We start from the raw sequence: 26,420 nt of genomic DNA on the forward strand, positions 1-26,420 counted from the left end.
ATACCGAGACGGTATTCATGACACAACATGACTCAAGACCATCAACTACAAGTAGAAGCCATTAAATGCGGCACGGTTATCGATCACATTCCCGCCCATGTCGGCTTTAAATTATTGTCGCTGTTCAAACTCACCGAAACAGACCAGCGCATTACTATTGGCCTGAACCTGCCTTCCAACCATTTGGGTAAAAAGGATCTGATCAAGATTGAAAACACCTTTCTGACAGAGCAACAGGCAAACCAACTCGCCGTGTATGCTCCACATGCCACCATCAATAACATTGAGAATTACGTTGTGGTTAAAAAGATGCCAATTAATCTGCCAGACCAGATCAACAGTGTTCTTGTCTGCCCAAACGGCAATTGCATCAGCCATAATGAACCTGTCAGCAGCAGCTTCCATGTGATGTCAGAAAAAGACGATGTGGTATTGCGCTGTAAGTACTGCGAGAAAGAGTTTGATCGCCAGGCCGTTATTAATAACGATTAACCGCCGATCAACCGCCCCGTTCAAGCAATCTGTAAGAATGTCCTGTATCAATTGATGTGGGACAGAGGATCACTATAATGGCGATCCAGTAAATTTTTCCATTTAGATGTCAAACAGGAGTTTCTAATGTCACGTTCTATCCATACCGAGAATGCACCCGCCGCAATCGGCCCTTATGTTCAGGGTGTTGATCTGGGCAGCATGGTTATCACTTCCGGCCAGATCCCTGTTGATCCCAAAACGGGTGCCATCCCTGAAGAGGTGACGGCTCAAGCCCGTCAATCTTTGGAAAACGTTAAAGCGATTATTGAACAATCTGGCTTGAAAGTCGCTGATATCGTAAAAACCACGGTGTTCGTTAAGGATCTGAATGATTTTGCTGCCGTGAACGCAACTTACGAAGCGTTCTTCGCTGAACATAATGCGCCGTTCCCTGCCCGTTCATGCGTTGAAGTTGCCCGTCTACCAAAAGATGTGAAAATCGAAATCGAAGCCATCGCCGTTCGTCGCTAATTTGCCGTTTTCCCAGCCCTGATAACTCTGGTATCAGGGTTGATATTCCCGTCTGGTTTTCCTCTTTTTCTTTGTCTGAGATCAACTTTTTAGGTTGTATATTGACTTATAAAATCTACATATTGTGCTTTAATATAATAAAACCACTATATATAGTATTTATACACAAAGTTATCCACATCAAAACAGAAAGCGAATCTTCCTCTTATTTTTGCTGTGGATAACATATTGAGGTGCCATATTGTGAAAATGGTTGTGACGCAACAGGATGACGTGAGTAAAGGCAATACCTGTGAACAGGCCTCCCATGCATGGCATGATCGATTGGATCAAGAAATTCGGGGCCTGCTCGAGCAAAGTAATTTCTCACTTCTCAATGAAAATGCCAATAAAGATAGTAAGGTTATTCCAACCCAGCGTGATCTATTGGCGGGGATTGTCGCCCGACAATATGCCAAGCAGCATATGCTGCCGCATGATGTGGTGCAGGCACACGATAGAGGCGAAATTCACTATCATGATCTGGATTACGCCCCGTTTTTTCCTATGTTCAACTGTATGCTGATCGATTTGCAGGGCATGCTGACTAACGGCTTTAAAATGGGCAATGCGGAAATTGAACCGCCTAAATCTATTTCTACCGCCACAGCAGTCACCGCCCAGATCATCGCACAAGTTGCCAGCCACATTTATGGTGGCACGACCATTAATCGCATTGATGAAGTCCTCGCACCTTTTGTAAAAGCCAGTTATGACAAGCATCTGACAATCGCCAAAGAGTGGAATATTGCGGATCAGGCTGCCTATGCAGAAGCCCGCACAGAAAAAGAGTGTTATGACGCTTTTCAGTCCCTGGAATATGAAGTCAATACGCTGCATACCGCTAATGGGCAAACGCCGTTTGTCACTTTCGGTTTCGGCTTGGGAACAACCAAAGCAGCCCGCCTGATTCAAATCTCAATTCTGCGCAACCGCATTGCGGGTTTGGGAAAAAACCGCAAGACCGCTATCTTCCCTAAACTGGTTTTTACTATTCGTGATGGATTGAATCACCGGTTTGGTGATCCGCACTATGACATTAAATTATTGGCCCTGGAATGTGCCAGTAAACGCATGTATCCCGATATTCTCAATTATGATCAAGTGATCAAGGTAACGGGATCATTTAAAACGCCAATGGGCTGCCGCAGTTTTCTCAGTGTTTATGAGGAAAACGGCCAGCAAATTCACGAAGGGCGTAACAATTTAGGCGTTATCAGCCTGAATCTTCCCCGCATTGCGCTTGAAGCCAAGGGGAATGATACTGATTTTTGGCAAATTTTAGATCAACGCTTGTTACTCGCCAAAAAAGCGCTGATGACGCGAATCTCTCGCCTCGAAAAGACTAAAGCTCGCGTGGCCCCGATCCTCTATATGGAAGGTGCCTGTGGTGTACGCCTGAGAGCAGATGACAATATTGCCGATATTTTCAAACAGGGTCGTGCTTCTATATCGTTGGGCTATATCGGCATTCATGAAACGATAAATGCGTTATATGACAATCACATTCATCTGTTTGATGATCAACAGCGCCAGCAAAAAGCCATCGCGATTGTTAAACACTTACGTAAGGCCGTCGATCAGTGGAAGCAGGAGACGGGATATGGTTTTAGTTTGTACAGTACACCCAGCGAGAATTTATGTGACCGTTTCTGCCGTTTGGATATCGCTAAGTTTGGCGTAATCCAGGGGGTCACTGATAAGGGTTATTACACCAACAGCTTCCACCTGGATGTAGAAAAGAAGGTCAATCCCTACGATAAACTGGACTTTGAAGCGCCCTATCCGCCATTGGCAAACGGTGGTTTTATTTGCTACGGCGAGTATCCCAATCTGCAACATAATTTGAAAGCATTAGAAGATGTCTGGGATTACAGTTACTCACGTGTGCCTTACTATGGCACCAATACGCAAATTGATGAGTGTTACCAATGTGGTTTTACCGGAGAATTTGCCTGTACCAGCAAAGGATTCACCTGCCCCCTATGTGGCAACCATGATCCCGCCCATGTTTCAGTTATTCGCCGTGTTTGTGGTTACCTTGGCAGCCCGGATGCCCGCCCATTTAATGCAGGTAAGCAGGAAGAAGTGAAACGCCGCGTGAAACATCTCGGCAATGGGCAGATAGGTTAATAGCATGAATTATCATCGATATTATCCGGTTGATGTGGTGAATGGTCCCGGAACCCGCTGTACGCTGTTCGTGTCAGGTTGTTTGCATCAATGTCGTGGCTGCTACAACCAAAGTACATGGCGAGTCGATTCAGGTCAGCCTTTTACGCAAGCCATCGAAGATCAGATCATCGCCGACCTGAAAGATCACCGGATTAAACGGCAAGGTCTGTCACTGTCTGGCGGCGATCCGCTGCATCCTCATAATGTTCCCCGCATACTGCAACTGGTTAAACGTGTACGGGAAGAATGCCCAGATAAGGATATCTGGCTGTGGACAGGTTATGTCCTCAATGAATTAAGTGAAATTCAGCAGGAAGTTATCCGTCATACCCATGTGGTAGTGGATGGGAAATTTGAACAAGCGCTGTATGATCCCACGTTAATTTGGCGAGGCAGCCATAATCAGGTTATCCACTATTTTTAACGCTGCCAATGCAATTTTTTGCCAAAACCAAGTGTGTTATTGACCATTTTGATTTCATTGATATTAAGTTGCCAGATGGGGGATTTGGCTGCTAAAGCGATGGGAAAACGGCGGCAATAATGCGCTCTGGCGATGGATTCGGCTTCATCTGCCAATCGCACGACTTCACCACGAAATTGGACCCCTTTGATTTGTGCAATATTGCGGGATTGACCGGCAACCGTGCCTGCAACGATGGGATTGTTTTGCATCATCTGACCGTGACGGGTATCGGACTCCGTCATAAACCAGAATGCCATGCTATCCGCATCAAAGACATAAAAGCAGTTCGCACACCATAAATCCTGGCTTGAAGAAGTGCAAAGCGTGATTACATGTTGCCTGGCAAGATATTGACGAATTATTGAAATTTCTTTATTTAAATCCATATATTTCCATACCGTTATTTTATTCAAATCATAACAGAACACGATAGGCGCCTTATCCAGTTACGTGTTATGTATTTGACTCAATAAACTCTGAGATTTATATAGAAATACTATAAATTATTTATAAATTTCAGCAAATCCAGCGAGTTGATTCTGACCATTTGCTGAAACAATACGGAAATAGGTTGCGCCAGCTTCATCAGCTTTTTTGGACAACTCTGTGGTCAGGCTATCGAGTGTCTCTGCACCGCTCACAGAAATAACACCTACTTTTTCTCCCTTAGCAACCTGAACTTCGGTAGCGGCAAAAGAACCGAAAGAAACTGCACATAATGCTAAGACAGCGACAATATTTTTGACATTTTTCATGTTTTTCTCCTCTAATCATTTTTAAAATAGAGTTAATCTCTTGTAACTGTGAGCATGTTATACACTTGTTCAAATTATTATAATTAACAATTATTGCTATATTCTTTCAATTTTTTTGAAAAAAATACCAACATGGGTTAATAAAAGACATATAATTTAAATAAATTCATTTTGTTATATTTAAAAACCATCAAAAAATCAGCTTATAATCACATTTATCACTAAAATATGAATTAATTTTCCATATAAATTAACTTGTTAAAATTATTAAAAATAAATAATGACTATTAACGTATCTCACTGGTATATCTATCTGATCAGAACACGAAACGGAAGCTTATATACCGGAATAACGACCAATATATCTCGTCGATTTACGCAACATGCAGCCGGAAAAGGCGCAAAATGCCTAAGAGGGAAAGATCCCTTAATGTTGGTCTATCAAAGTCAGGTAGGGGATAAAGGCGTGGCATTGAAAATGGAATATCGCGTGAAGAAACTGAGTAAACAGCAAAAAGAAAGGCTAGTTATCGACCAGCCTCTCTGCATAACGACTTATTTAACCAAAATCGGTTCATCTGAGAAATCTTTCACTCAGGTTATGCCCACAGGTGATCAAAATGGGCAGGATAAGTAACCAGACCATGACAGTCTCCCTGCGAAATATCAGCCAGGGGATAGATCAAGAAGTCATTCTCGCAATCGGGCCATTGGCAATATACCTGATATTCAGTCGCAAGCTTAAAACCAAAACGGCTGTAGTATTCTGGCTCTCCCAGTACCACTACCGCGCCATAGCCAAACTCGTTCAGACTATCCAATCCTTCATAAACCAATTTTTCACCAAGCCCATGACTACGATACTGTTCCGCCACTGCCAATGGCGCTAAACCTACCCATTGATGATCTTCACCATTGATATCAACAGGCGCGAAACCGGCATAACCAATCACATGGCCTTCATCGTCGGTCGCAACAATACCTAGTGTCAATAAACCATCTTCTCTTAGTTGATGAATTAACTCAGCTTCTGCCGATGTTTCAAAAGATTGCCGCAACAAACGATCAATCCCCATAGCATCGACAGGAATTTCGACCCTGATTAACATGACGATAACGCGCGATCATTCTGATCAGCGCCCTCTTTCTGTCCCGCTTTGATCAATTTAGCCAGACGCAATAGACCAAAGCGAAGGATGGATGGAGTAAATCCCAATTCAATAAAATCCATCAGATTTTTCACATATAGTCCCAACTCTGTATTCCCTTCACCCCGTAAACGATGCTGAAAAGCTATGTTTCAGGATACCGCTTAAACATGAAGTTAAGGCCTTGCTTACAATGTGACATTCGATGAAACAGCCCCTATTAATAAACGTCTACAGAACGGATCACAACAGACCTGCAATCATTTAATATTTAAATTTCAGAAGGTATCTGTCGTATTGATTCTTTATAGCTGTGATTTTATTAGTATTATCATGAACATAATCGTTTAATATACTGGGAAATATTCCGCATTTTAATTCTCCCTTACGCAGCATACCAACCAAAATACCCAGAACCATGTACATCACGCCAAGCAACAGCATCATGCCGATATCTTTGAACACATTGTGCAATGGCAACCCCATCTGGTTAACCCCGGCTATCGCTTTTGTTGCCCATGTCGATGGCAAGGCCAATGAAATCACTCTGACCCATTCAGGCATCGCCTGAGGTGGCCAGATTGTGCCTGAAATATAGAAGATCGGTGTGGTAATAAAAGCCAGCGTTAAATAAATCATTTCTACGCTACGCAGGCATTCTGTCACCAATTTTCCCAATCCTAATACAGCTAACAGGAACGGGAATGTCAGCAAAAGCACGAGGTGAATCGGTGCATCTTGCCGATACCCCAATATCCACGGCCACAGAATAAAAAAGATCACTGACAGAAATAGCCAGATAGGGATCAAAGCGGATAATGTGCCCAAATAGATCGGGAGCGGCGGATTACCTTTTGGGGTATCCCGTAGGGTAATACTGACGCGAACACAAGCGACTAATAAGGAGTGTTGCAGCAGCATGACCAACAAACCCGGAAATACGATTGCAGCATAACTGACACCCGGATTAAATAATCCAATGGTTTCACCCCGAATCGGTTGTAGCAAGGTTTTCACCTGCTCAAGACTAAAGCCCGATTGCAAAAGTAATTTGCCGTTGTATTCTGATAAAAGTTGTTGATAAGCCAGCATCAAATCTTTTTGAATCTGTCCATTAGCGAGACGATTGGTCGCATCACCATAAACCGGCACAGTGACATTTTGTCCACTTAACAGGCGTTTTTCAAAATCCATCGGTACGATGATAATGGCAAAGATGGTGCGCTGTAGCATGTCATGGCGGGCATTGTCGAGGTTACTGTAGCTTTTGGGGGCCACTTTTGCCATGGCATCAATATTACGGATCAACGTGCGGCTCGCATAACTGTTATCCTTATCGATCACGGCAATCGGTAAATCCCACAAAGAAGGACGAGCGTAAACCAGGCTCATCACACATAACGAAACAATCAATAGTAACCACATGGGTTTTTCCAGCATCACCAAAAATACATCGCGCAGTGTCTGCCAGTACAATGCCCAATTCGATGACCCATTTGTTTGCCCATTATCTGACATTATGGAGTTCCTTCTGATTGATTAAGCCGTTTCCACAAGCGATTGCGAATCAAAAGGCTGCAAACCGCAGGATAAATCATCAATATCAGGCAAACGTACAAAATAATTTGTAGTGAGACTTCCCGCAGGAAGATGTCAAACATGGCATTCAAAGCATAGGTTAATGGCTCAAGCGTAGAGATAACCCTTGCAGGCCATATCATGGCGAGTTGTGGCACAATCATGCCAGAAAATGTCATCGCAATACTGACCAGCATCCCTATCAAAGTGTAGGCAGTTATTGCCGTGTTGGTGAAGGTAAACAATAACAGCCCAACGCTTTGCGCCGCAATTACATAGAAAAATCCGACAATCGGCATGTACAGCGGATTACCCGCGACTCTGGCCCCCGAAGACATAACCAGTATGGTAATTTCTACCATCAATAGCAGGGTGAATATCAAGGTATAAGGCGCCAATTTTCCTAACAATGCCCCAACGAAATATTTCGCCTCCAGGAGCCGCTTCCCTCTGGCCATGGTGTAGATAGTACATGTGACAACAAAAAGCTGTAATAGATGGATGGTTGCCGCAAATTGCTGGAAATAAATATAACTGCCGCTGGCGTTAAACAAGCTGTCATAGGACATGGTCGCTTTCGCTAATGGCGGTAACGGCCGGCCTATTTCGGAAGCAATAATTGCACGGTATTTTGCATTGGTTTCCGCTATCAGGCCGCTGAAATCCAGTGTTGAGTAGCGACCTGCCCCATAAAATAGAGCGTTGAAATACATAATGACCATCGGCTGTTTTCCACTTAAAGCCTCTTTTTCAAGATTTTCAGGGAGATAAAGCAGAGAGTAATCCTGCGCCGCGCGCAAACGTTCTATGGATTCTGGTAAGCCATTGTTATAAGACTTGATATTCGCATGAGGTGCCGCATTCAGGTTACGGATAAGAGTGCGTGATAGCGTGCTTTGGTCATTATCCACCACCGAAACCGGCAGGTTAAACAGTGTCCCCTTTGAAAAATTCGCACTGATTAAGATAAACAGCAGTAAAGGAAATAACCACCCCAGCCAATGAAAAACCGGACTGTGCAGTGCAGTACTCAGTTCTCGCATAAATTCTTGTTTAAAACTGCACCACACCGCTTTTGTGTTCATCAGGCCGCACCTTATACCTACTTATTCCAGAGCCATAAAGCACTCATGCCCGGACGTAAGCCGTCAACGGGTTGTAATGGATATAACCGAACCTCAAACGTTTTTAGATCAAAATCCCCCGTCGCACGAGTGGCCCGTTTTGTCGCATAATCCCCCATTGGCGCGATATAACGAATTTCAGCTTCAATCTGCTTATTTCCCAGTGCCGGGACAGACAATTTAATTTTGTCGCCTTTACGAACGCCCGCCAAAATATCTTCACGCAGATTATAGACGAAATAAGCCTGTGAAATGCGTACCAATGTCGCTAATGGACTATTAGCATTAAAAAGTTGACCAACTTCTGCTGGCAATGGCCCGACTTCACCCTCAACAGGCGCTTTGACTTGCAGATCATCATCCTGTATTTTCAGTTCACGCAGATTTTCTTCCGCTTCATTTAATGCTGCCTGGAGTTGCTGGCGTAACTCTATACGATCGCCATTTTTGCCTTCATCAAACTGCGCCTTAGCCCCCAGCATTTTCTGATAGGCAATATCCCGTGCGTTACGCGCATTATCCAGATCGGTAGCAGACACATAGCCTTTGATCGACATATTTTTAAGGCGATCAAATTCACGTTGTGCATTTATGTACTCTGATTGGGCCTGTGCAAACGTGGCGGCTAAATTCCGAATGTTCTCTTCACGAGTCCCATGCAGGGACAATTCAAGTTTTGCCCTGGCTTGATCGCGCGCTGCCTGTGCCGCAGCAACTTTAGCTGCCAGTTCAGGGCTATCAAGACTTACCATCAGTTGTCCGGTTTTGACACTATCTCCTCGCACAACATGAACGTTAACGACTCGCCCCATCGCCTTAGATGCAATGATCACTTCCGGCGCATCAACTTCTCCCTGCAATAACAGCTCCTGGCTGTGGGAACGGAAAAGCACTGCCATTGCGATCAGGAAAATAATCAGTAAGATTGTGAAAAGTGTTCTTTTTTTCATTATGTTCTGTCAGCCCCAAACGTACAATCAGGTAAAATAATCTATAAATCAACAGCCTAACCCGAAGTTGGTTACAGTATCAGTCAAGATTGAATGATGATAATCCAGCCTCAACATTCTCCACTGCCTAAATTTTAGCACCTCTGGGAAAAACGCCTCTAACTAGTTATAAATAGCGCCATAAATGATATTGAAGTCATAAACAAGGAAAGTCTCAGATAAAACACCCTATAATAGTATTATGTCTTTTAACAAAAACAAAACATTTAGCACATCACCCTATAAAACTGAATAGTCATCGCAAAATAATTAGTTAAGTTAAATTTATATTAATCAAACTGATAAAGAGGATGAATTAATCTCTATCATCCTTTTTCCTCATGATAAATATTGGTAATGAAAAAAAGATAATCAAAAAACAGTGGAAAACAGAAATTAATTAAGTAATAAGACTACACATTGTAATTAAAATTATAAATTCTCATATATTAATAAGAAAAATAAAAAAATGCTATTTTCTCCCATCAGAGACTATCGACAGATATTCATTTTAATAATAGTCCATTAATTTAATTTTATGGCGAAAGATAAAAACGAACAGTTAACCCATCAAATTATCTTATACTTTATTCTTACCTTATTTTTAATCTGAAAAAAATATTAAGATAATATAAAACAAAATAATAACCATTTATTTTTACTTAATTATTTAAATAAAAAGGGGTTAAATATCAGAATAATCGATAATAAAAGTTATATTGATCAAAAAATGATTTTATGCTGGAATAAAAATCCGTACAAAGAAAAAACAACAGATCAATAATCTGATTGTTAACCTTTACGTAGTGTTTATTAACTATTTTAACGATATTTCAAATCAGGCTATGCCGTGTTGTTACCCCTTTATTGTGTACTATATGGCGTTTTTCTCCCTTGATTACATGACTCATGGTAGACAGTAAATAGAAGATAATATCCTGAAATGGATAGGATTACTGCTGGCTACTACATGCATGGTATTTTTTATTGTTACAGGTCTATAGATATGAACAAAAAATCCGAGCAGCCGTGGTTACAAGATCAGCAAAATTTGATGAAACGTGTAACCTGGATAAATATTGTCACTCAACTTGCATTTCCAGTTGCTGTTGCATTCACCCCCGCTATCGTCGCCGCCCAAACCCACCCAATTTTTCAAAATGAAAAATGGCGTTTACCAACAGAGCCTTATGTCCTGAAACCAGGGGAAACTGTCAGTATCATCGCTAAACGTTATGGTTTAACAATCTCTGATTTAAAAAAAATCAACCAATTGCGTACTTTTGATAAGCCTTTCACCGCTCTCGGTGTTAATAGTCAAATTGATGTTCCAAAACCCAGAAAAAATAAATTTCTTCCTTTTAATTACGCTTCATTAGAGCGGCCTTTATTAAAACTATCTTCATCAGAACACGCCTCATTAGAAAAACCCTCACCAGGCAAAGCCCTTATCACAGAAGACCAGACGGCGATTACAGACAAAAATGTCAGCCATCTGGCTGAGATTTCTTCTCGCATTGGCCAGTTACTGGCGAGTGACAACATGAAGAATAATGCAACAAGCCAATTAAGCAGTCTGGCAATGGGAGAAGCCAGTCAGAAAATTCAAAACTGGTTGGGACACTACGGCACAACTCGTTTGCAGCTTAATATGGATAATCATGGCCGTTTGAGTGACAGCCAATTTGATATGTTATTGCCGCTGTATGATACCTACCACCGGATGGCCTTTACCCAATTCGGCCTGCGCCATATCGATAGTCGCAACACGGCCAATATTGGATTTGGACAACGCCATTTTTTTGATGATTGGATGCTGGGCTACAATGCCTTCTTTGACCACGATATCACGGGCGATAATAGCCGATTCGGCCTTGGTGCAGAATATGCCCGCAATTATCTGACATTGGCGGCTAACGGCTATATTCGGTTAAGTAACTGGAAAGAATCCCGCCTGTTGACCGATTATGATGAACGTCCAGCCAATGGCTTCGACCTGAAAATACAAGGCTATTTGCCTTCTCTACCACAACTCGGTGGTAAGTTGATGTATGAGCAATACTTCGGGGATGAAGTTGGACTCATCAGTAAAGACAATCGCAAGAAAGATCCCGCCGCCTTCACTGCCGGGATTAATTATACGCCTGTCCCATTGCTGACTTTCGGTATTGACCGCAAACAAGATATGTCCGGTGGTGGGGAAACCCAGTTCAATATCGAACTGAATTATGAAATTGGTACACCGTGGGCTAAACAGATTGACTCAGATGCGGTGGCGTTTAAGCGTTCTCTGCAAGGCAGCCGCTATGATTTGGTTGATCGCAACAATCAGATCGTTTTGGAATATCGCAAACGTGAAGTGATCTCTCTGGCAATAGATAACCTGATTATTGGCCATGCTAGGGATACCAAACCTCTCCATATTACGGTTGACAGCAAATATGGGTTTAAAGATATCGAGTGGAATGCAGCCGACTTTTTTGCCAATGGTGGTAAGATCCAACATCAAAGTGGGACACACTATCTGTTAACTTTACCAAAATATCGAACCCAAGGTAGTAATACCTACACGGTGGGAGCCATTGCTTATGATGAGCACGGCAATACATCCAAACGAGCCGAAATGAAGGTACAAGTGCTTCCCGCTGTCGTAAATGCCAATAAATCCACCTTCTCGGCAAAAGATAAAGAGCTATTGGCTGACGGTCATTCCACCACCCTCCTGACATTAACCCTGAAAAATAAGGATGACAAACCTATCCGCGGTGTTGCCTCAGAGATCAAATTGGTTTTAAGAGGATTAAGTGGGAATGACAGTGATCCTAAGATCGATCAGATGAAAGAAGTTCAGCCAGGTGTCTATGAGTCCCGGCTGACGGCCGGTGAAAAGGTTGGAGTACTGAAAATTACGCCAGAAGTGGATGGTATTACGATCAAACCTGTCGAGATTATGTTCGTACATCCTGATGCGCCAATCGTCAGAAATTTAACCCTCTTTGGCAAGTTAGAGATAGGGCAGACATTAAGCGCAACCTATACCTTTAATCCTAATCATGGTGACCCAACAGATAAATCGCGCTATGTGTGGGGCAATAAGGGCAATATTGACATCACCAAAGGTCAGATAATCACAGAATCGGGCAAAGTTCCTGACTATACATTGACCCCGGCAGATGCAGGTACAGTGAAAGAGGTTATTGTACAGGCACAAAATGCGATGCAGCTTATCGGAAATACCCAGAGTGTTGATACCAGCATGAGTGCCGAGCAAGGAAACCATGCTCATGATGGTGGAAAAGAAGGTACTGTCAGAGGGCTGGCCGATAATATGGTGATCACTGTCAATGCTGATAAGGTTAAAAAACAAGAACCCATCATACTGAAAATCCAAACACTCAATCAGGGAAAGCCAGCCCGAAATGTCGCCGTCAGAATTAACGCCATTAAGGCACTGAATCGCCAGAATGTTAGTGAAAAAATCACGGCCTTACTGAGTGGCAAATCAAGTGTGTATCAAGGTGTCACGGATGATCAAGGTATTTTGTCTCTTGCCGTAACCGATCCAAACGGGCTTGGTGTAAAGACAACGCTGTCTATCTCCGTAGACGGTACTGCTGCCCCGCAAACTAAGGATGTCATTTTTACTGTGGTTACCAGCCCGGACGTTCCCGTAGCGAATTTTTGGGGGCATATGCCTGATACCGTCGTGGCCGAAAATGGTATTGTCTTTAAACGCCCTCTATTGAAAGCGGAGCTAGCAGCACAGCATTTATTAGCAGGGGAGGAATATTCCGAAGGTGGTGAAGTCTGGCCGCGCCGTCGGGCAGTAGGAGCCACATGGTATTGCAACAAAACACACAGTAAGTTGCCAACAAAAGACGATTTAATGGCCCTGTACCGAGCCCATCCAAACAATGCCATGTATGAACAATTCGGTTGGCCCGAACATCGCTCCTATCGTTCTGCCACGCCAGGAAAAGATGATGAAGGGAAAGATGAACATTACGCCGTAAATATAGACGACGGATTTGCACATATTATCGATGATAATAAAGTCTATGATTACGTCATCTGTGAGGAATAATCCGATTTATCACTCATTTTTATTGCTGGTCCCAAAATCCGCCCCACGTGGGCGGATAGTGCTTTTCTATCCTTAAATACGTTATCCTGCCAATATCTATTGACGGTGTTAAATTTATCCTTTGATAATAGCGAATTAAATTTTTATCGTTATTAATCACACGTTATTAATCGCAAAATGAAAATATATGTACGAATTTAACCTGGTGTTGTTATTACTTCAGCAGATGTGTGTCTATCTGGTGATCGCTTGGCTCCTGAGTAAAACCCCTCTGTTTATTCCCTTGTTGCAAGTGACGGTCCGTTTACCTCATAAGCTGATGTGTTACGTAATTTTTTCCATCTTTTGCATTATGGGAACCTATTTTGGACTGCACGTTAACGATTCGATTGCCAATACCCGTGCGATTGGCGCCGTATTGGGAGGCTTTCTCGGCGGGCCAACCGTAGGGGCGATGGTCGGGTTCACTGGCGGCCTGCACCGTTATTCTCTTGGCGGAATGACCGCATTTAGCTGTATGGTATCCACCATTGTAGAAGGCATACTGGGTGGCCTTGTACATATTTATCTGATGAGAAAAGGACAGATCAATAAATTATTGAACCCCTGGACGGCGGCCATCGTTACTTTCCTTGCTGAATGCACTCAAATGGGAATTATCCTGCTGCTTGCCACTCCTTTCAGTGAGGCCCTGAGTTTGGTGAAAGATATCGCCGCTCCCATGATCATCGCTAATAGTATCGGGGCGGCCATGTTTATCCGCATCTTATTGGACCGGCGCGCCATTTTCGAAAAATACACCAGCGCTTTTTCTGCCCAAGCGCTAAAGATTGCGGTCTGTACCGAAGGAATTTTGCGTAAGGGATTTAATGAAGATAACAGTATGCGAGTGGCGAAAGTGATCTATCAGGAGTTGGAGATCGGGGCTGTCGCGATTACGGATAGAGAGAAGTTACTGGCGTTTATCGGTATCGGTTCGGATCATCATTTAGCCGGTACTCCCATCGCTTCCAAACAATCTCGTCGCGCTATCGAGAATAATGAGGTTGTGTATGCCGATGGCAATGAAACACCTTATTGCTGTTCCCTTAACCCAACCTGCAAACTTGGCTCCGCGCTGGTGATCCCGTTACGGGGAGAGAACCAACAAGTTATTGGTACGATCAAACTCTACGAAGCCAAGAATCGTCTGTTCAGTTCCATTAATCGTACATTAGGCGAGGGAATTGCCAGCCTGCTCTCTGCCCAAATTCTTGCCGGACAGTATGAACGGAATAAGCAATCTTTGCTGCAATCAGAAGTAAAGCTCCTTCACGCACAAGTGAATCCTCACTTTTTATTTAATGCCTTAAATACACTGCAAGCGGTTATCCGTCGGGATAGCCAGCAGGCAGGCCAGCTTGTGCAGTATCTTTCAACATTTTTCCGTAAGAATTTAAAGCGACCTAAAGATATTGCCACGCTGGAAAATGAGATAGAGCATGTAAACGCTTACTTACAAATTGAGAAGGCCCGTTTCCGTGAGCGCCTCCAAATTGCTATCGAAATCCCTGAATCCCTGCGTGATGCACGGTTACCGGCTTTTTCCCTCCAACCAATGGTAGAAAATGCGATTAAACATGGCACATCACAGTTACTGGATACAGGAAGAATTACGATTAGCGCCTATCAAGAAGAGCAGTTGCTATTGGTAGAGATTGAAGATAATGCCGGGCTATATTGCCCCAAAAAAGTGGGAGATGATGGCCTTGGGATGAGTTTAGTAGATAAACGGCTACGGCTTAATTATGGTAAACAGTATGGGGTGAGAGTTGATTGTCAGCCAGAAGAATTTACCCGTGTCATTTTGTGTTTACCATTAGAAAAAAAACAGGCTAAAAAAGCGACGCAAATATGAATATATTGATTGTTGATGATGAGCCATTGGCGCGTGAAAATCTACGTTGTCTGCTGGAAGAGGAAACGGATATCCAAATTATTGGTGAATGTGCCAATGCAGTAGAAGCGATTGGTGCCATCCATCGCCTGAAACCCGATGTGGTTTTTCTTGATATTCAAATGCCCCGTATTACCGGGCTGGAAATGGCTGGTATGCTTGATCCTGAGCATCGCCCTTACATTGTTTTTCTGACTGCGTTTGATGAATATGCAGTGCAAGCCTTTGAAGAACATGCTTTCGATTATTTATTGAAGCCGCTGGAAAAAGGGCGCCTGGGTAAGACGCTGCAACGACTGCGTACTGGCTATCAAAAGCAAAATCTGGCTGATCTTCAACGTGAAGATGAACAGCTGAAATATATTCCCTGTGCCGGACATAGCCGAATCTGGCTGATGCCATTGGATGATGTTCTGTATGTCACTTCCCGACTAAGTGGTGTATATGTCATGAGTGCGAACGGGCAGGAAGGATTTACCGAGTTGACCCTGCGGACGCTGGAAACCCGCACTGCACTCACTCGCTGCCATCGCCAGTATTTAGTCAACATGACCCAATTACGGGAAATTGTTTTTGGCGAAAATGGGCAGGCAGAGCTGGTACTGAGCAACGAAGAGCGTATTCCCGTTAGTCGTCGTTATTTGAAACCCCTTAAAGAAGAATTAGGGTTAAATTGATCATTGCTTAGTTATTGCTTAGGACATAATTCATGCAACGTATATTGACATAATTTCATGCAACGTATATTATTTAATAAAATCAGAGAGATAAATAGCAAAAGCCCTTTCTCCATTAAGAGAAAGGGCTTTATTTAATTCATCATTGCGATATTTTCAACGCAACGATAAATCAAGCACGTCAATGAGAGATTAGTGCTTATACATTACCATTGCTTTGACGACGGCGTGGTGCACCACCATTGAAATCATCGTTGCCGCGACCGCGGAAAGAACCACGCTCACCACCACCACGACGTTCGTTGTTAAAACGACGGCCACCGTTATTACCGGAACCATCACGATCACGGCGTGGGCCATTGCCAGCATTGCCGCCGTTACCATTGCGGCCACCACGACGCTCACGACGTTCAAAGGGTTGCGCATCACCCATCAACTGCATATTCAGTGGCTTGTTCAAAATACGAGTACGAGTGAAGTGAGACAGCAACTCCCCTGGCATGCCTTTTGGCAGCTCAATCGTAGAGTGGGTAGCAAACAGTTTGATATTACCGATATAACGGCTGCTGATATCACCTTCGTTTGCAATTGCGCCCACAATATGGCGAACTTCAACACCATCATCACGGCCAACTTCAATGCGATACAGTTCCATATCACCCACGTCGCGACGCTCACGACGAGGACGATCACCTCTGTCACGCTCACCGTCACGCCACTAAAGCCAGTACCATTACCATTACGACGACGGTCATCACGCTCGTTGAATTCACGGCGAGGACGACGCACTGGATCGGGTGGCAGAATAAGTGAGCGCTCACCTTGTGCCATTTTCAGCAGGGCTGCTGCCAGTGTTTCCATATCCAGATCATCGCCAGTACCCAGCTTAGACAACAATGCGCGATATTGTTCCAAATCGCTGCTTTCCAGTTGATTCTGAACATTGGCCGCAAATTTCTCCAGACGACGCTGGCTCAGAAGTTCTGCGTTTGGCAGTTCAACTTCCGGGATGGTCAGTTTCATGGTGCGTTCAACGTTACGCAGCAAACGACGTTCGCGGTTTTCAACAAACAACAGGGCACGACCCGCACGGCCAGCACGACCAGTACGACCGATACGGTGTACATAAGATTCTGCATCCATTGGGATGTCGTAGTTAACCACCAGGCTAATGCGCTCAACATCCAGACCACGAGCAGCGACATCGGTCGCAATCAGAATGTCCAAACGGCCATCTTTCAGGCGCTCAAGTGTCTGTTCACGCAGAGCCTGGTTCATGTCACCATTCAGTGCCGCAGAGTTGTAGCCGTTACGCTCCAGCGTTTCTGCAACTTCCAGCGTTGCATTCTTGGTACGCACGAAAATAATCGCAGCATCAAAATCTTCCGCTTCAAGAAAACGCACCAACGCTTCATTTTTGCGCACACCGTAAACAGACCAGTAGCTTTGGCTAATGTCAGGACGGTTTGTGACACTGCTCTGAATACGAACTTCCTGTGGATCATTCATGAAACGGCGAGTGATGCGGCGGATCGCTTCTGGCATTGTCGCGGAGAACAGCGCGGTCTGATGTTCAGCAGGGATCTGGCTCATGATGTTTTCAACATCTTCGATAAAGCCCATACGCAACATTTCGTCAGCTTCATCTAATACCAAACCTTTCAGGTTGGACAGATCCAATGTTCCACGTTTCAGATGGTCGAGCAAACGTCCCGGTGTTCCCACCACAACTTGTGGCCCCTGACGCAAGGCGCGTAACTGAACGTCATAACGCTGCCCACCGTAAAGTGCAACAACATTCACGTTGCGCATATGTTTGGAAAAATCTGAACACGCTTCAGCAACCTGCACCGCCAGTTCACGGGTTGGCGCTAACACAAGAATTTGTGGCGCTTTAAGTTCAGCATCAATGTTATTCAATAAAGGCAAGCTGAAAGCAGCGGTCTTACCACTGCCTGTCTGTGCCATGCCAAGCACATCACGGCCGCTCAACAGGTGAGGGATACATTGTTGTTGAATAGGAGAAGGCTTCTCATAGCCCAGGTCTCCCAACGCAGAAAGAATAGGTGCTGATAAACCTAAATCAGCAAAAGAGATTTCAGTCTCAGTGGTCATGTAATGGTGCCTCATTAATCGTGGCGGCCAGTCTACATAACACAGTGAAAAGAATTTCTGTCATTTTCATTTAAAATGTGAACTGGCTCAAATTATGTTATTAAACGAACAAACAAGCCCCCATCTCCAGAGATGTGGACTTTAAAATCTGTCGTGAAAATGTTCGTCAGCTATTGTTGGTTCGATTCCGATAAATCATCTTGTTTTTGGCCCAATAGCGCCAATTCCAACAATGCGTAGCGGTGCTCAACAAAGTTATGCACATTGTTAGCCACCGTCAGCTTGAATAACGCAGTTGCGCTATCCTCATCCCCCAGACTTAGGTAATGTTTACCTAAATAGAAGTCAGTTTCACTGAGATGCTCAGCGAGCGAAGTGTTATCTGTTGAACCCTGTTTTAAGCGTTCCATCAATGTTTTTTCACCGATTTTGCCTAAATAGAATTCAACAATATTCCAGCCCCATCTCCCCCGCTTCGCTTTGTCAAAATGGTACGACAAATTCGTCATTGCAACCTTAGGATCAATTTTATCTTCCACAAGGTACAACCACAACGAACGGAAGGGGTCATTTGGATCGTCTTGATAAAACGCCTGCAGATCATCCTGCGCCAATCGATAGCGGCCACCGTAATACAGTGAAATGCCGCGATTCATTCGCGCGTAGTTGTAAGTTGGATCAAGCTCTAAAACAGAATCAAACGCTTCATAGGCAGAATCAAAATTGCCTGCCTGCGTAAAATAAATTCCCAGATAATTAAAAATTTCAGGAATATCAGGGCGGATAGACAAAGCCACTGAAAAATCATTCTGCGCCAGTGCCCTCAACCCAAGGCTATCATACAGCACACCTCGTTCATATAAAAGCTGTGCATATTCATCTTCCGTCAGTGACCGACTCGCCAGTATTTGCTCCATGCGAGCCAGAATAACCTCTTGTTGCAATGTCGGTTGTAATGGAATAGCAATAACTTCATTTTTACGCCACCCAGTGCCGCTACATCCCACCAGGAGAAAAATAGCTGCAACATAACACCAGCGCAGAAAAGAATTCATTTCCCACTCCCGAAGCCAGACATCAATCAAAATGCCCTATTACTCCACCCACATTGTATATTTCAGGCTTCCTGCCCAAAATTGACTTCTTCTCATCACCTTTCAAACTATTGCCAGGCTACTGTGAACATATACTACGGACAATAACTCGAAATTTATTGAGATAAACGGCGCCCTTTTTACAGGACGCCGCTCTTTACGTCAAATTTATTCTACTGATGATTCTGATGATTGCAGTTCCGCATCAGTTGTAATCACGGCTTCTTTCATGCTCAGGCGGATACGTCCCTGACGGTCAATTTCCAGCACTTTCACCGGCACTTCTTGCCCAATTTGCAGATAATCAGTGACTTTCTCAACACGTTTTTCGGCAATCTGAGAAATGTGTACCAGCCCTTCTTTACCACCGCCGATAGCAACAAATGCACCAAAATCAACAATGCGGGTCACTTTACCAGCATAAATGCGACCCACTTCAACTTCCGCAGTGATTTCTTCGATACGTCTGATAGCATGACGTGCTTTGTCACCGTCAGTCGCCGCAATCTTCACTGTGCCATCGTCTTCAATCTCAATGGTAGTCCCTGTTTCTTCCGTCAATGCGCGGATCACGGAACCCCCTTTACCAATCACATCTTTGATCTTGTCTGGATTGATCTTGATAGTGTGGATACGTGGTGCAAATTCAGAAATATCATTGCGTGGGCTGTGAATTGCCTGTTCCATCACACTCAGAATGTGCAAGCGGGCGCCTTTAGCCTGATTCAGAGCAATCTGCATGATTTCACGGGTAATGCCTTCGATTTTGATGTCCATTTGCAAGGCGCTGATACCATCTCGGCTACCCGCAACTTTAAAGTCCATGTCGCCCAGATGATCTTCATCACCCAAAATGTCAGACAGAACAACAAAGTTTTCCCCTTCTTTCACCAGACCCATTGCGATACCCGCAACGGCGGCCTTAACGGGTACACCCGCATCCATCAATGCCAGTGATGCACCACAGACAGAAGCCATAGAGGAAGAACCGTTGGATTCAGTGATTTCAGAGACCACGCGAACGGTATATGGGAATTCGTTGTTGCTTGGCATCACAGCCAATACGCCACGTTTCGCCAGACGACCATGACCAATTTCACGGCGTTTTGGTGAACCGACCATGCCAGTTTCACCAACAGAATACGGAGGGAAGTTATAGTGGAACAGGAAGCGATCTGTACGCTCACCCATCAGCTCATCGATAACTTGGGCATCACGCTCTGTACCCAGTGTTGCAGTCACCAGTGCCTGCGTTTCACCACGGGTAAACAGGGATGAACCATGAGTACGTGGCAGTACACCTGTACGAACGTCCAGAGCACGAACCATGTCTTTTTCACGACCATCAATACGCGGTTCACCACGCAGAACACGGCCACGAACAACATTTTTCTCCAGAGCAGCGAGAACGTCAAAAACTTCGGTTTCATCCAGTTCAACGCCTTTTTCTGCAAATTCTGCCAGGATAACCGCAGTGACTTCTTCTTTGATGCTATCAACCTGAGCATAACGCTCCTGCTTCTCAGTAATGCGATAAGCATCACCTAGACGGGTTTCAGCCAATTCTGCAACCCGATCGTGCAGAGGCTGATTAATCAGCTCTGGTGCCCAATCCCATTTCTCTTTGCCTGCTTCAGCAACCAGTGCATTGATGTTATCAATCACAATCTGTTGTTGCTCGTGACCAAACACAACTGCACCCAACATTTGCTCTTCAGTCAGCAGCTCGGCTTCGGATTCAACCATCAGCACCGCGTTATTTGTACCTGCAACGACCAGATCCAAACGGCTGTGTTTCAGCTCATCACTGGTTGGGTTCAGTACGTACTGATCGTTAATGTAACCCACACGCGCAGCACCAATTGGGCCATTGAATGGGATGCCAGACAATGCCAGTGCAGCAGAAGAGCCGATCATGGCAACGATATCAGGGTTTACTTGTGGGTTAACAGAAACGACTGTCGCGATGATTTGAACTTCATTCAAGAAACCTTCTGGAAACAGAGGGCGTAGAGGGCGGTCGATAAGACGGGCAACTAATGTTTCACCTTCACCCGGACGGCCTTCGCGACGAAAGAAACTTCCCGGAATACGGCCAGCAGCGTAAGTGCGCTCCTGATAGTTAACGGTCAGAGGGAAGAAATCCTGACCTGTTTTGACTTTCTTTTGACCGACAACGGTGACAAATACCGCTGTGTCATCCATATTGACCATAACGGCTGCTGTCGCCTGACGAGCCATCATGCCAGTTTCGATGGTCACAGTGTGTTGACCATACTGGAATTTACGAACAATCGGATTAAGCAAAATAATTTTCCTTTGTTAGTGTCACCGCTCAAAAAATCGGCAACAATAGATTTTCTCTTCTTGCTACACCCTCACGACTAATGACAGTGCTCACTGCTTTGAGGACTCTCATTAGCCGCGCGAGTCACTGTAGCGGAAGAGGTTTAATTTTTAGAAACGGCACAAAAAACAGTAGATTAAATTTTCCGATTCAGTTTCCTGGCAATTCCGTTTCCTAGAAGAAAAGGGGCCTAATTTGGCCCCTTTCCACTGAAACTCATCAATTAGCGACGCAGTCCCAGACGCTCAATCAGAGCAGTATAGCGTGCCAAATCTTTACGCTTCAGGTAGTCCAGTTGCTTACGACGCTGTGCAACCTTTCTCAGCAGACCACGACGGCTGTGGTGATCTTTTTTGTGCTCTGAAAAGTGACCTTGCAGGTGGTTGATGTCAGCAGTCAGCAGTGCGATCTGAACTTCGCTGGAACCACTGTCGTTAGCGCCGCGACCAAATTCAGCAATAATCTGCGCTTTTGCAGCAGTACTTAGAGACATAGTATAACTCCAAATATGTAATTTAAAATAACGAGTGCCGATCTCTAATTCAGCCACTCATGTACAGACGCGGTATTCTACGCTGCAAATAGGTGAAGCGCAAGACAGCACAATCACCGTCATTCTGTGCCTCAACTCAATTTACCTGCTGAAAATTCCTTGTCTGTCTATCTATTGCTATCATTATTCCGTTTCAACAACCAGACGGCGTGGAGCCACTAATCCATCATCATCAATCATTGCAATGCCGATGAATTTATTTTCATCTCCTTCGGTCACCCTCACCCATTCATCTGAAGCTAAATTATGGTTGCTGCGAACTGGCTGGCCTTGTTTGAAGTACGACGCAACGACAGAGGTTAAGTGAATGGCAGGAAAATGAACCACGGCGGTATCCATGGGTAGCAACAATGGATCAAGCAATTCCCAAGCCTCAACTTCTTGAGCTTCAGCCTGTTGTTTTAACTCATATAACTGTTCCAACGTTACCATTCTTTGATTGGGATAGTCGGCAACCTGCAAACGACGCAGATAAATGACATGCGCGCCACTGCCCAAAAGTTCCCCTAAATCATCAATGATGGTACGAATGTAAGTTCCCTTAGAACAGTGTATTTCCAATTCCAGCTCATTCCCTTCCCAGCGAATGAATTGCAATTCATAAACAGTAATAGGACGCGCTTCCCGCTCCACTTCAATCCCCTGACGGGCATATTCGTATAGCGGTTTTCCCTGATGTTTCAATGCAGAGTACATGGAAGGGACCTGCATGGTATCACCACGGAATTGATCCAATGCAGCATTGAGCTGAAATTCGGTGATTTTTACGTCGCGCTCACTGATGATTGTTCCATGTGAATCCGACGTATCCGTACGCTGCCCCAAACGGGCAATCACACGATAGCGTTTGTCAGAATCCAGCAAGAATTGGGAAAATTTGGTCGCTTCACCCAGGCAAATCGGCAACATGCCTGTCGCCAATGGATCCAGCGCACCAGTATGACCTGCCTTACTGGCATTAAAAATCCGCCTGACTTTCTGTAACGCATCATTGGAGGAAATATCCTGCGGCTTATCCAGCAGCAGTACACCGTGTATAGCACGGCCTTTACGACGGCGCCCCATCATTTTTCCTCATTGTGATCCACAGATGCGCGACGTTTCTCATCATTTTTAACGACGTTGCTAACCAAATTCGACATACGCATCCCTTCCACCAAAGAACTGTCATAAGAGAATGTCAGTTCAGGAATGATACGCAGGCGCATCGCTTTACCCAGCAGGGAACGAATAAAACCAGAGGCTTCGTTCAATGCTTTGATACCTTCTTTAACCATATCTGAATCATGCCCGTCCACAAGCACATTCAGAAAGGTGACAAATACTTTGGCATAAGCCAGATCGCGGGAAACCTCAACACCAGAGACTGTCGCCATTCCGATACGGGGATCTTTGATTTCACGCTGTAAAATGATGGCAATTTCTTTTTGCATTTCCTGTGCAACGCGCTGAGTACGACTAAATTCTCTTGCCATTGTTATATCTCCTGACATTTTGGGGGGCATAAAGCCCCCCAAGAATGGAATGAATGTATTAATAAATAATGGTATTAATCGATGGAGCGTTTAATTTCAATCACTTCAAAGACTTCAATCATATCGCCAACGCGAACATCATTGTAGTTCTTCACACCGATACCACATTCCATACCATTACGGACTTCGTTAACGTCATCCTTAAAGCGACGCAAGGATTCCAATTCACCTTCGTAAATGACAACGTTATCGCGCAATACGCGGATCGGGTTATTACGCTTGATGGAACCTTCTGTCACCATACAACCCGCAATGGCACCAAATTTCGGTGATTTAAACACATCACGAACTTCGGCAAGACCCATGATCTGCTGTTTGTATTCTGGTGCCAGCATACCGCTCATAGCCTGTTTGATCTCATCAATCAGGTTATAGATAACGGAGTAGTAACGCAGATCCAAACTTTCGTTTTCAATGACACGACGTGCAGAAGCATCAGCACGAACGTTGAAGCCCAGAATAATTGCTTCAGATGCCGCTGCCAGTGTCGCATCGGTTTCAGTGATACCACCCACACCAGAACCGATGATTTTCACTTTAACTTCATCAGTAGACAATTTCAGCAGTGAATCACTAATGGCTTCACAAGTCCCTTGAACATCCGTTTTCAGAACAATGTTCAGTTCAGAGACCTTGCCTTCTTCTAAGTTAGCGAAGATGTTTTCCAACTTAGCTTTATGCTGACGGGCCAATTTCACTTCGCGGAATTTACCCTGACGATACAAGGCCACTTCACGCGCTTTTTTCTCATCACGAACAACCGTTGCTTCATCACCCGCAGATGGCACATTGGACAGACCCAAAATTTCCACTGGGATAGAGGGGCCAGCCGAAGTCACTTCGCGGCCAAGTTCGTTACGCATTGCACGGATACGGCCATACTCGAAGCCACACAGAACGATATCGCCTTTGTTCAGCGTACCAGACTGAACCAGAATGGTTGCAACTGGGCCGCGGCCTTTATCCAGGAAGGATTCAATGACCACACCATTCGCCATACCCGTGCGTACCGCTTTCAGTTCAAGGACTTCAGACTGAAGCAAAATGGCTTCCAGCAATTCATCAATACCAATACCAGCTTTGGCAGACACATTGATGAACTGGTTTTCACCGCCCCACTCTTCTGAAATGATACCGTATTGCGACAATTCATTCTTCACGCGATCCGGATCAGCTTCTGGCTTATCGATCTTGTTCACCGCAACAACAACGGGTACGTTGGCTGCTTTAGCGTGCTGGATAGCTTCTATGGTCTGTGGCATCACACCATCATCCGCGGCTACAACCAGAACAACGATATCTGTTGCTTTCGCACCACGTGCACGCATGGAGGTAAACGCAGCATGGCCTGGGGTATCCAGGAAGGTGATCATGCCTTTTTCAGTTTTCACATGATACGCACCAATGTGCTGGGTAATACCACCCGCCTCTCCAGAAGCCACTTTAGTGGAACGGATATAGTCCAGCAGAGAAGTTTTACCGTGGTCAACGTGCCCCATGATAGTCACAACTGGCGCACGAGCTTCTGCCTGTGTTTCACCCGTATCACGATCGCTCATCAGCGCTTCTTCCAGTTCGTTTTCACGACGCAGGATAACTTTGTGCCCCATTTCTTCGGCAACCAGTTGCGCTGTTTCCTGATCAATCACTTGGTTGATGGTGACCATTGCTCCCATGTTCATCATGGTCTTAATGACCTGGGCACCTTTGACGGCCATTTTGTTAGCCAATTCAGCAACAGTAATTGTCTCACCAATCACAACATCACGGTTAACCGCAGCTACCGGTTTCGTGAAACTTTGTTGTAAAGTACTAGGCTTACGTTGTTTACCTTTGGTACGACCTACAGCCCGCGCTTCTTCGCGATCAGCTTTCGATTCAGAATGTTTATTATTCTTCTTCTGGCGGGATTTGCCACCACGGGAGCGGGAACGACGCTCGCCTTCTACTTTGGCGTCATTTTCATCTTCCGCATCACGAGCATAGCGGGAAGTGGTTATATGGTAGTCACTACTGGTATCACTATTATTGTTCTCAGAGTCATAAGACCATTTGTCTTTGTTCTCTTCTGCCATTCGACGCGCTTCTTCTGCAACACGTTTAGCCTCCTCTTCCACCTTACGGCGCATTTCTTCTTCAGCTTTACGTTTTAAATTTGCAGCTTCAGCTTCACGTCGCGCTTTTTCACTTTGCGCCGCAGAGTGATTCTGAACTGATTTTTGCTTGATTTCGGTATGTTGCTTAGTCACTTTTTCTTTTTCCGCCGCCTCACGCTGAGACAGTTTAGCCTCTTCACGTTTGGCTTTTTCTTCTGCTTCACGTCGAGCGCTCTCTACAGCTTCACGTTTAGCCTTTTCTTCAGCTTCACGTTTAGCTTGATCTTCCGCGAATTTTTTCGCTTCAGCCTCAAGCCGCGCCTTCTCTTCTGCCTCGCGCCGAGCCTGCTCTTCCGCTTCACGCTTTTCCTGCTCTTCCGCATTAACCTGTTCAGTGGTATCGCGGTTTACATATGTGCGTTTTTTGCGGACTTCAATCGCTACCGATTTACTTTTGCCACCGGTGCCAGGAACGTTTAGTGTACTGCGCGTTTTGCGCTGTAATGTCATTTTACCTGGCTGACCGCCAGAACCGCCTTGTTCGCGATTCAGATGGGCCAGCAAAGCTTCTTTTTCTTTCTGGGAAACAGAGTCAGTTGCGGTTTTCTGAATGCCAGCATCAGCAAATTGCTGGATTAGACGTTCCACCGATGTCTGGATCTCTTCTGCCAGTATTTTTACGGTTACCTCTGTCATTCTGTTCC

20 protein-coding genes and 2 pseudogenes are annotated in these 26,420 nt (G+C 44.7%); 8 read left to right on the top strand and 14 right to left on the bottom strand.

Going from position 1 to position 26,420, the window contains the following annotated elements; genetic code table 11:
- The first annotated feature begins 27 nt into the window (after nucleotides 1–27).
- The 4 genes from pyrI (at nucleotide 28) to nrdG (ending at nucleotide 3,643) form a co-directional block, all read left to right on the top strand.
- Nucleotides 28–492: an aspartate carbamoyltransferase regulatory subunit gene (gene pyrI / locus ACSJJG_RS18175; RefSeq protein WP_481090120.1), complete on the top strand. Its 465-nt coding sequence runs from the start codon at nucleotides 28–30 to the stop codon at nucleotides 490–492.
- Between the two features lie 126 nt (nucleotides 493–618).
- Nucleotides 619–1,005, top strand: coding sequence for a 2-iminobutanoate/2-iminopropanoate deaminase (gene ridA, locus ACSJJG_RS18180; protein ID WP_189760521.1), 387 nt, complete (start codon nucleotides 619–621; stop codon nucleotides 1,003–1,005).
- Between the two features lie 249 nt (nucleotides 1,006–1,254).
- Nucleotides 1,255–3,177 (top strand): anaerobic ribonucleoside-triphosphate reductase, encoded by a 1,923-nt coding sequence (gene nrdD / locus ACSJJG_RS18185; RefSeq protein ID WP_481090478.1) that lies wholly within the window; start codon nucleotides 1,255–1,257, stop codon nucleotides 3,175–3,177.
- A 4-nt stretch (nucleotides 3,178–3,181) separates the two neighbouring features.
- Nucleotides 3,182–3,643: an anaerobic ribonucleoside-triphosphate reductase-activating protein gene (gene nrdG, locus ACSJJG_RS18190; protein ID WP_481090121.1), complete on the top strand. Its 462-nt coding sequence runs from the start codon at nucleotides 3,182–3,184 to the stop codon at nucleotides 3,641–3,643.
- On the opposite strand, the gene ACSJJG_RS18195 is transcribed toward nrdG, so the two are convergent.
- Together ACSJJG_RS18195 and bhsA are read right to left on the bottom strand one after the other, a co-directional pair.
- Entirely contained in the window at nucleotides 3,640–4,071 is a 432-nt protein-coding gene (locus ACSJJG_RS18195; protein ID WP_481090122.1) for a YhbP family protein, read from the bottom strand. The two genes, nrdG and ACSJJG_RS18195, sit on opposite strands and share 4 nt — an antisense overlap.
- 117 nt (nucleotides 4,072–4,188) lie before the next feature.
- Nucleotides 4,189–4,440 carry a multiple stress resistance protein BhsA gene (bhsA, locus tag ACSJJG_RS18200; protein WP_481090123.1) on the bottom strand — a complete coding sequence of 84 codons (252 nt, stop codon included), beginning with the start codon at nucleotides 4,438–4,440 and terminating at the stop codon, nucleotides 4,189–4,191.
- A gap of 280 nt (nucleotides 4,441–4,720) precedes the next feature.
- Between bhsA and ACSJJG_RS18205 the strand changes: the two genes are divergently transcribed.
- On the top strand, nucleotides 4,721–5,077 hold the full coding sequence (locus ACSJJG_RS18205; RefSeq protein ID WP_481090124.1) for a GIY-YIG nuclease family protein: 357 nt from the start codon (nucleotides 4,721–4,723) through the stop codon (nucleotides 5,075–5,077).
- Here ACSJJG_RS18205 and ACSJJG_RS18210 read toward each other — a convergent pair.
- The 5 genes and pseudogenes from ACSJJG_RS18210 to ACSJJG_RS18230 all read right to left on the bottom strand — a co-directional run bounded on the left by ACSJJG_RS18210 (nucleotide 5,040) and on the right by ACSJJG_RS18230 (nucleotide 9,240).
- Entirely contained in the window at nucleotides 5,040–5,549 is a 510-nt protein-coding gene (locus tag ACSJJG_RS18210) for a GNAT family N-acetyltransferase (RefSeq protein WP_285808700.1), read from the bottom strand. The genes ACSJJG_RS18205 and ACSJJG_RS18210 overlap by 38 nt on opposite strands.
- Nucleotides 5,543–5,731 (bottom strand): annotated as a pseudogene (locus ACSJJG_RS18215) (ubiquinone anaerobic biosynthesis accessory factor UbiT); the annotation flags it as partial. The gene ACSJJG_RS18210 and the pseudogene ACSJJG_RS18215, both read right to left, overlap by 7 nt.
- A gap of 121 nt (nucleotides 5,732–5,852) precedes the next feature.
- A complete protein-coding gene (locus tag ACSJJG_RS18220; RefSeq protein WP_481090125.1) occupies nucleotides 5,853–7,106 on the bottom strand; it encodes an ABC transporter permease in 1,254 nt (417 codons plus the stop codon).
- Nucleotides 7,106–8,251 (bottom strand): ABC transporter permease, encoded by a 1,146-nt coding sequence (locus ACSJJG_RS18225; protein WP_481090126.1) that lies wholly within the window; start codon nucleotides 8,249–8,251, stop codon nucleotides 7,106–7,108. The genes ACSJJG_RS18220 and ACSJJG_RS18225 overlap by 1 nt, the downstream gene beginning before the upstream one ends.
- Nucleotides 8,252–8,268: 17 nt before the next feature.
- Nucleotides 8,269–9,240, bottom strand: a complete 972-nt coding sequence (locus ACSJJG_RS18230; RefSeq protein WP_481090127.1) for an HlyD family secretion protein — start codon at nucleotides 9,238–9,240, stop codon at nucleotides 8,269–8,271.
- Nucleotides 9,241–10,285: 1,045 nt separating this feature from the next.
- Here ACSJJG_RS18230 and ACSJJG_RS18235 point away from each other — a divergent pair.
- The 3 genes from ACSJJG_RS18235 (at nucleotide 10,286) to btsR (ending at nucleotide 15,976) form a co-directional block, all read left to right on the top strand.
- Nucleotides 10,286–13,363: an inverse autotransporter beta domain-containing protein gene (locus tag ACSJJG_RS18235; protein ID WP_481090128.1), complete on the top strand. Its 3,078-nt coding sequence runs from the start codon at nucleotides 10,286–10,288 to the stop codon at nucleotides 13,361–13,363.
- A gap of 187 nt (nucleotides 13,364–13,550) precedes the next feature.
- On the top strand, nucleotides 13,551–15,260 hold the full coding sequence (locus tag ACSJJG_RS18240; RefSeq protein ID WP_481090129.1) for a LytS/YhcK type 5TM receptor domain-containing protein: 1,710 nt from the start codon (nucleotides 13,551–13,553) through the stop codon (nucleotides 15,258–15,260).
- Nucleotides 15,257–15,976, top strand: a complete 720-nt coding sequence (btsR, locus tag ACSJJG_RS18245) for a two-component system response regulator BtsR (protein ID WP_481090130.1) — start codon at nucleotides 15,257–15,259, stop codon at nucleotides 15,974–15,976. The genes ACSJJG_RS18240 and btsR overlap by 4 nt, the downstream gene beginning before the upstream one ends.
- A gap of 199 nt (nucleotides 15,977–16,175) precedes the next feature.
- On the opposite strand, the pseudogene ACSJJG_RS18250 reads toward btsR, so the two are convergent.
- The 7 genes and pseudogenes from ACSJJG_RS18250 to infB form a co-directional block, all read right to left on the bottom strand.
- Nucleotides 16,176–18,091, bottom strand: a pseudogene (locus ACSJJG_RS18250) (DEAD/DEAH family ATP-dependent RNA helicase).
- Nucleotides 18,092–18,261: 170 nt separating this feature from the next.
- The gene (gene nlpI, locus ACSJJG_RS18255) at nucleotides 18,262–19,146 is read right to left on the bottom strand and encodes a lipoprotein NlpI (RefSeq protein ID WP_348988131.1); all 885 of its coding nucleotides are present in this window, start codon (nucleotides 19,144–19,146) and stop codon (nucleotides 18,262–18,264) included.
- Between the two features lie 207 nt (nucleotides 19,147–19,353).
- Nucleotides 19,354–21,492 carry a polyribonucleotide nucleotidyltransferase gene (gene pnp / locus ACSJJG_RS18260; RefSeq protein ID WP_481090131.1) on the bottom strand — a complete coding sequence of 713 codons (2,139 nt, stop codon included), beginning with the start codon at nucleotides 21,490–21,492 and terminating at the stop codon, nucleotides 19,354–19,356.
- A 263-nt stretch (nucleotides 21,493–21,755) separates the two neighbouring features.
- Nucleotides 21,756–22,025 (bottom strand): 30S ribosomal protein S15, encoded by a 270-nt coding sequence (gene rpsO / locus ACSJJG_RS18265; RefSeq protein WP_481090132.1) that lies wholly within the window; start codon nucleotides 22,023–22,025, stop codon nucleotides 21,756–21,758.
- 183 nt (nucleotides 22,026–22,208) lie between these two features.
- Nucleotides 22,209–23,150, bottom strand: coding sequence for a tRNA pseudouridine(55) synthase TruB (gene truB, locus ACSJJG_RS18270; RefSeq protein WP_481090479.1), 942 nt, complete (start codon nucleotides 23,148–23,150; stop codon nucleotides 22,209–22,211).
- Nucleotides 23,150–23,560, bottom strand: coding sequence for a 30S ribosome-binding factor RbfA (rbfA, locus tag ACSJJG_RS18275; RefSeq protein WP_481090133.1), 411 nt, complete (start codon nucleotides 23,558–23,560; stop codon nucleotides 23,150–23,152). Before rbfA ends, truB begins: the two co-directional genes overlap by 1 nt.
- Before the next feature lie 74 nt (nucleotides 23,561–23,634).
- On the bottom strand, nucleotides 23,635–26,412 hold the full coding sequence (infB, locus tag ACSJJG_RS18280; protein WP_481090134.1) for a translation initiation factor IF-2: 2,778 nt from the start codon (nucleotides 26,410–26,412) through the stop codon (nucleotides 23,635–23,637).
- Nucleotides 26,413–26,420 lie beyond the last annotated feature (8 nt).

It is taken from the genome of Xenorhabdus sp. SGI 60 (genome assembly GCF_056632175.1).

Bases quoted from the DNA above. Each gene is read 5' to 3' on its own strand.
- ACSJJG_RS18210 (WP_285808700.1), bottom strand. From the start codon at position 5,549: ATGTTAATCAGGGTCGAAATTCCTGTCGATGCTATGGGGATTGATCGT.
- ACSJJG_RS18235 (WP_481090128.1), top strand. From the start codon at position 10,286: ATGAACAAAAAATCCGAGCAGCCGTGGTTACAAGATCAGCAAAATTTG.
- btsR (WP_481090130.1), top strand. From the start codon at position 15,257: ATGAATATATTGATTGTTGATGATGAGCCATTGGCGCGTGAAAATCTA.
- ACSJJG_RS18220 (WP_481090125.1), bottom strand. From the start codon at position 7,106: ATGTCAGATAATGGGCAAACAAATGGGTCATCGAATTGGGCATTGTAC.
- ACSJJG_RS18225 (WP_481090126.1), bottom strand. From the start codon at position 8,251: ATGAACACAAAAGCGGTGTGGTGCAGTTTTAAACAAGAATTTATGCGA.
- nrdG (WP_481090121.1), top strand. From the start codon at position 3,182: ATGAATTATCATCGATATTATCCGGTTGATGTGGTGAATGGTCCCGGA.
- ACSJJG_RS18230 (WP_481090127.1), bottom strand. From the start codon at position 9,240: ATGAAAAAAAGAACACTTTTCACAATCTTACTGATTATTTTCCTGATC.
- ACSJJG_RS18205 (WP_481090124.1), top strand. From the start codon at position 4,721: ATGACTATTAACGTATCTCACTGGTATATCTATCTGATCAGAACACGA.
- truB (WP_481090479.1), bottom strand. From the start codon at position 23,150: ATGGGGCGCCGTCGTAAAGGCCGTGCTATACACGGTGTACTGCTGCTG.
- ridA (WP_189760521.1), top strand. From the start codon at position 619: ATGTCACGTTCTATCCATACCGAGAATGCACCCGCCGCAATCGGCCCT.
- nrdD (WP_481090478.1), top strand. From the start codon at position 1,255: ATGGTTGTGACGCAACAGGATGACGTGAGTAAAGGCAATACCTGTGAA.
- nlpI (WP_348988131.1), bottom strand. From the start codon at position 19,146: ATGAATTCTTTTCTGCGCTGGTGTTATGTTGCAGCTATTTTTCTCCTG.
- infB (WP_481090134.1), bottom strand. From the start codon at position 26,412: ATGACAGAGGTAACCGTAAAAATACTGGCAGAAGAGATCCAGACATCG.
- pyrI (WP_481090120.1), top strand. From the start codon at position 28: ATGACTCAAGACCATCAACTACAAGTAGAAGCCATTAAATGCGGCACG.
- ACSJJG_RS18240 (WP_481090129.1), top strand. From the start codon at position 13,551: ATGTACGAATTTAACCTGGTGTTGTTATTACTTCAGCAGATGTGTGTC.
- ACSJJG_RS18195 (WP_481090122.1), bottom strand. From the start codon at position 4,071: ATGGATTTAAATAAAGAAATTTCAATAATTCGTCAATATCTTGCCAGG.
- rbfA (WP_481090133.1), bottom strand. From the start codon at position 23,560: ATGGCAAGAGAATTTAGTCGTACTCAGCGCGTTGCACAGGAAATGCAA.
- bhsA (WP_481090123.1), bottom strand. From the start codon at position 4,440: ATGAAAAATGTCAAAAATATTGTCGCTGTCTTAGCATTATGTGCAGTT.
- rpsO (WP_481090132.1), bottom strand. From the start codon at position 22,025: ATGTCTCTAAGTACTGCTGCAAAAGCGCAGATTATTGCTGAATTTGGT.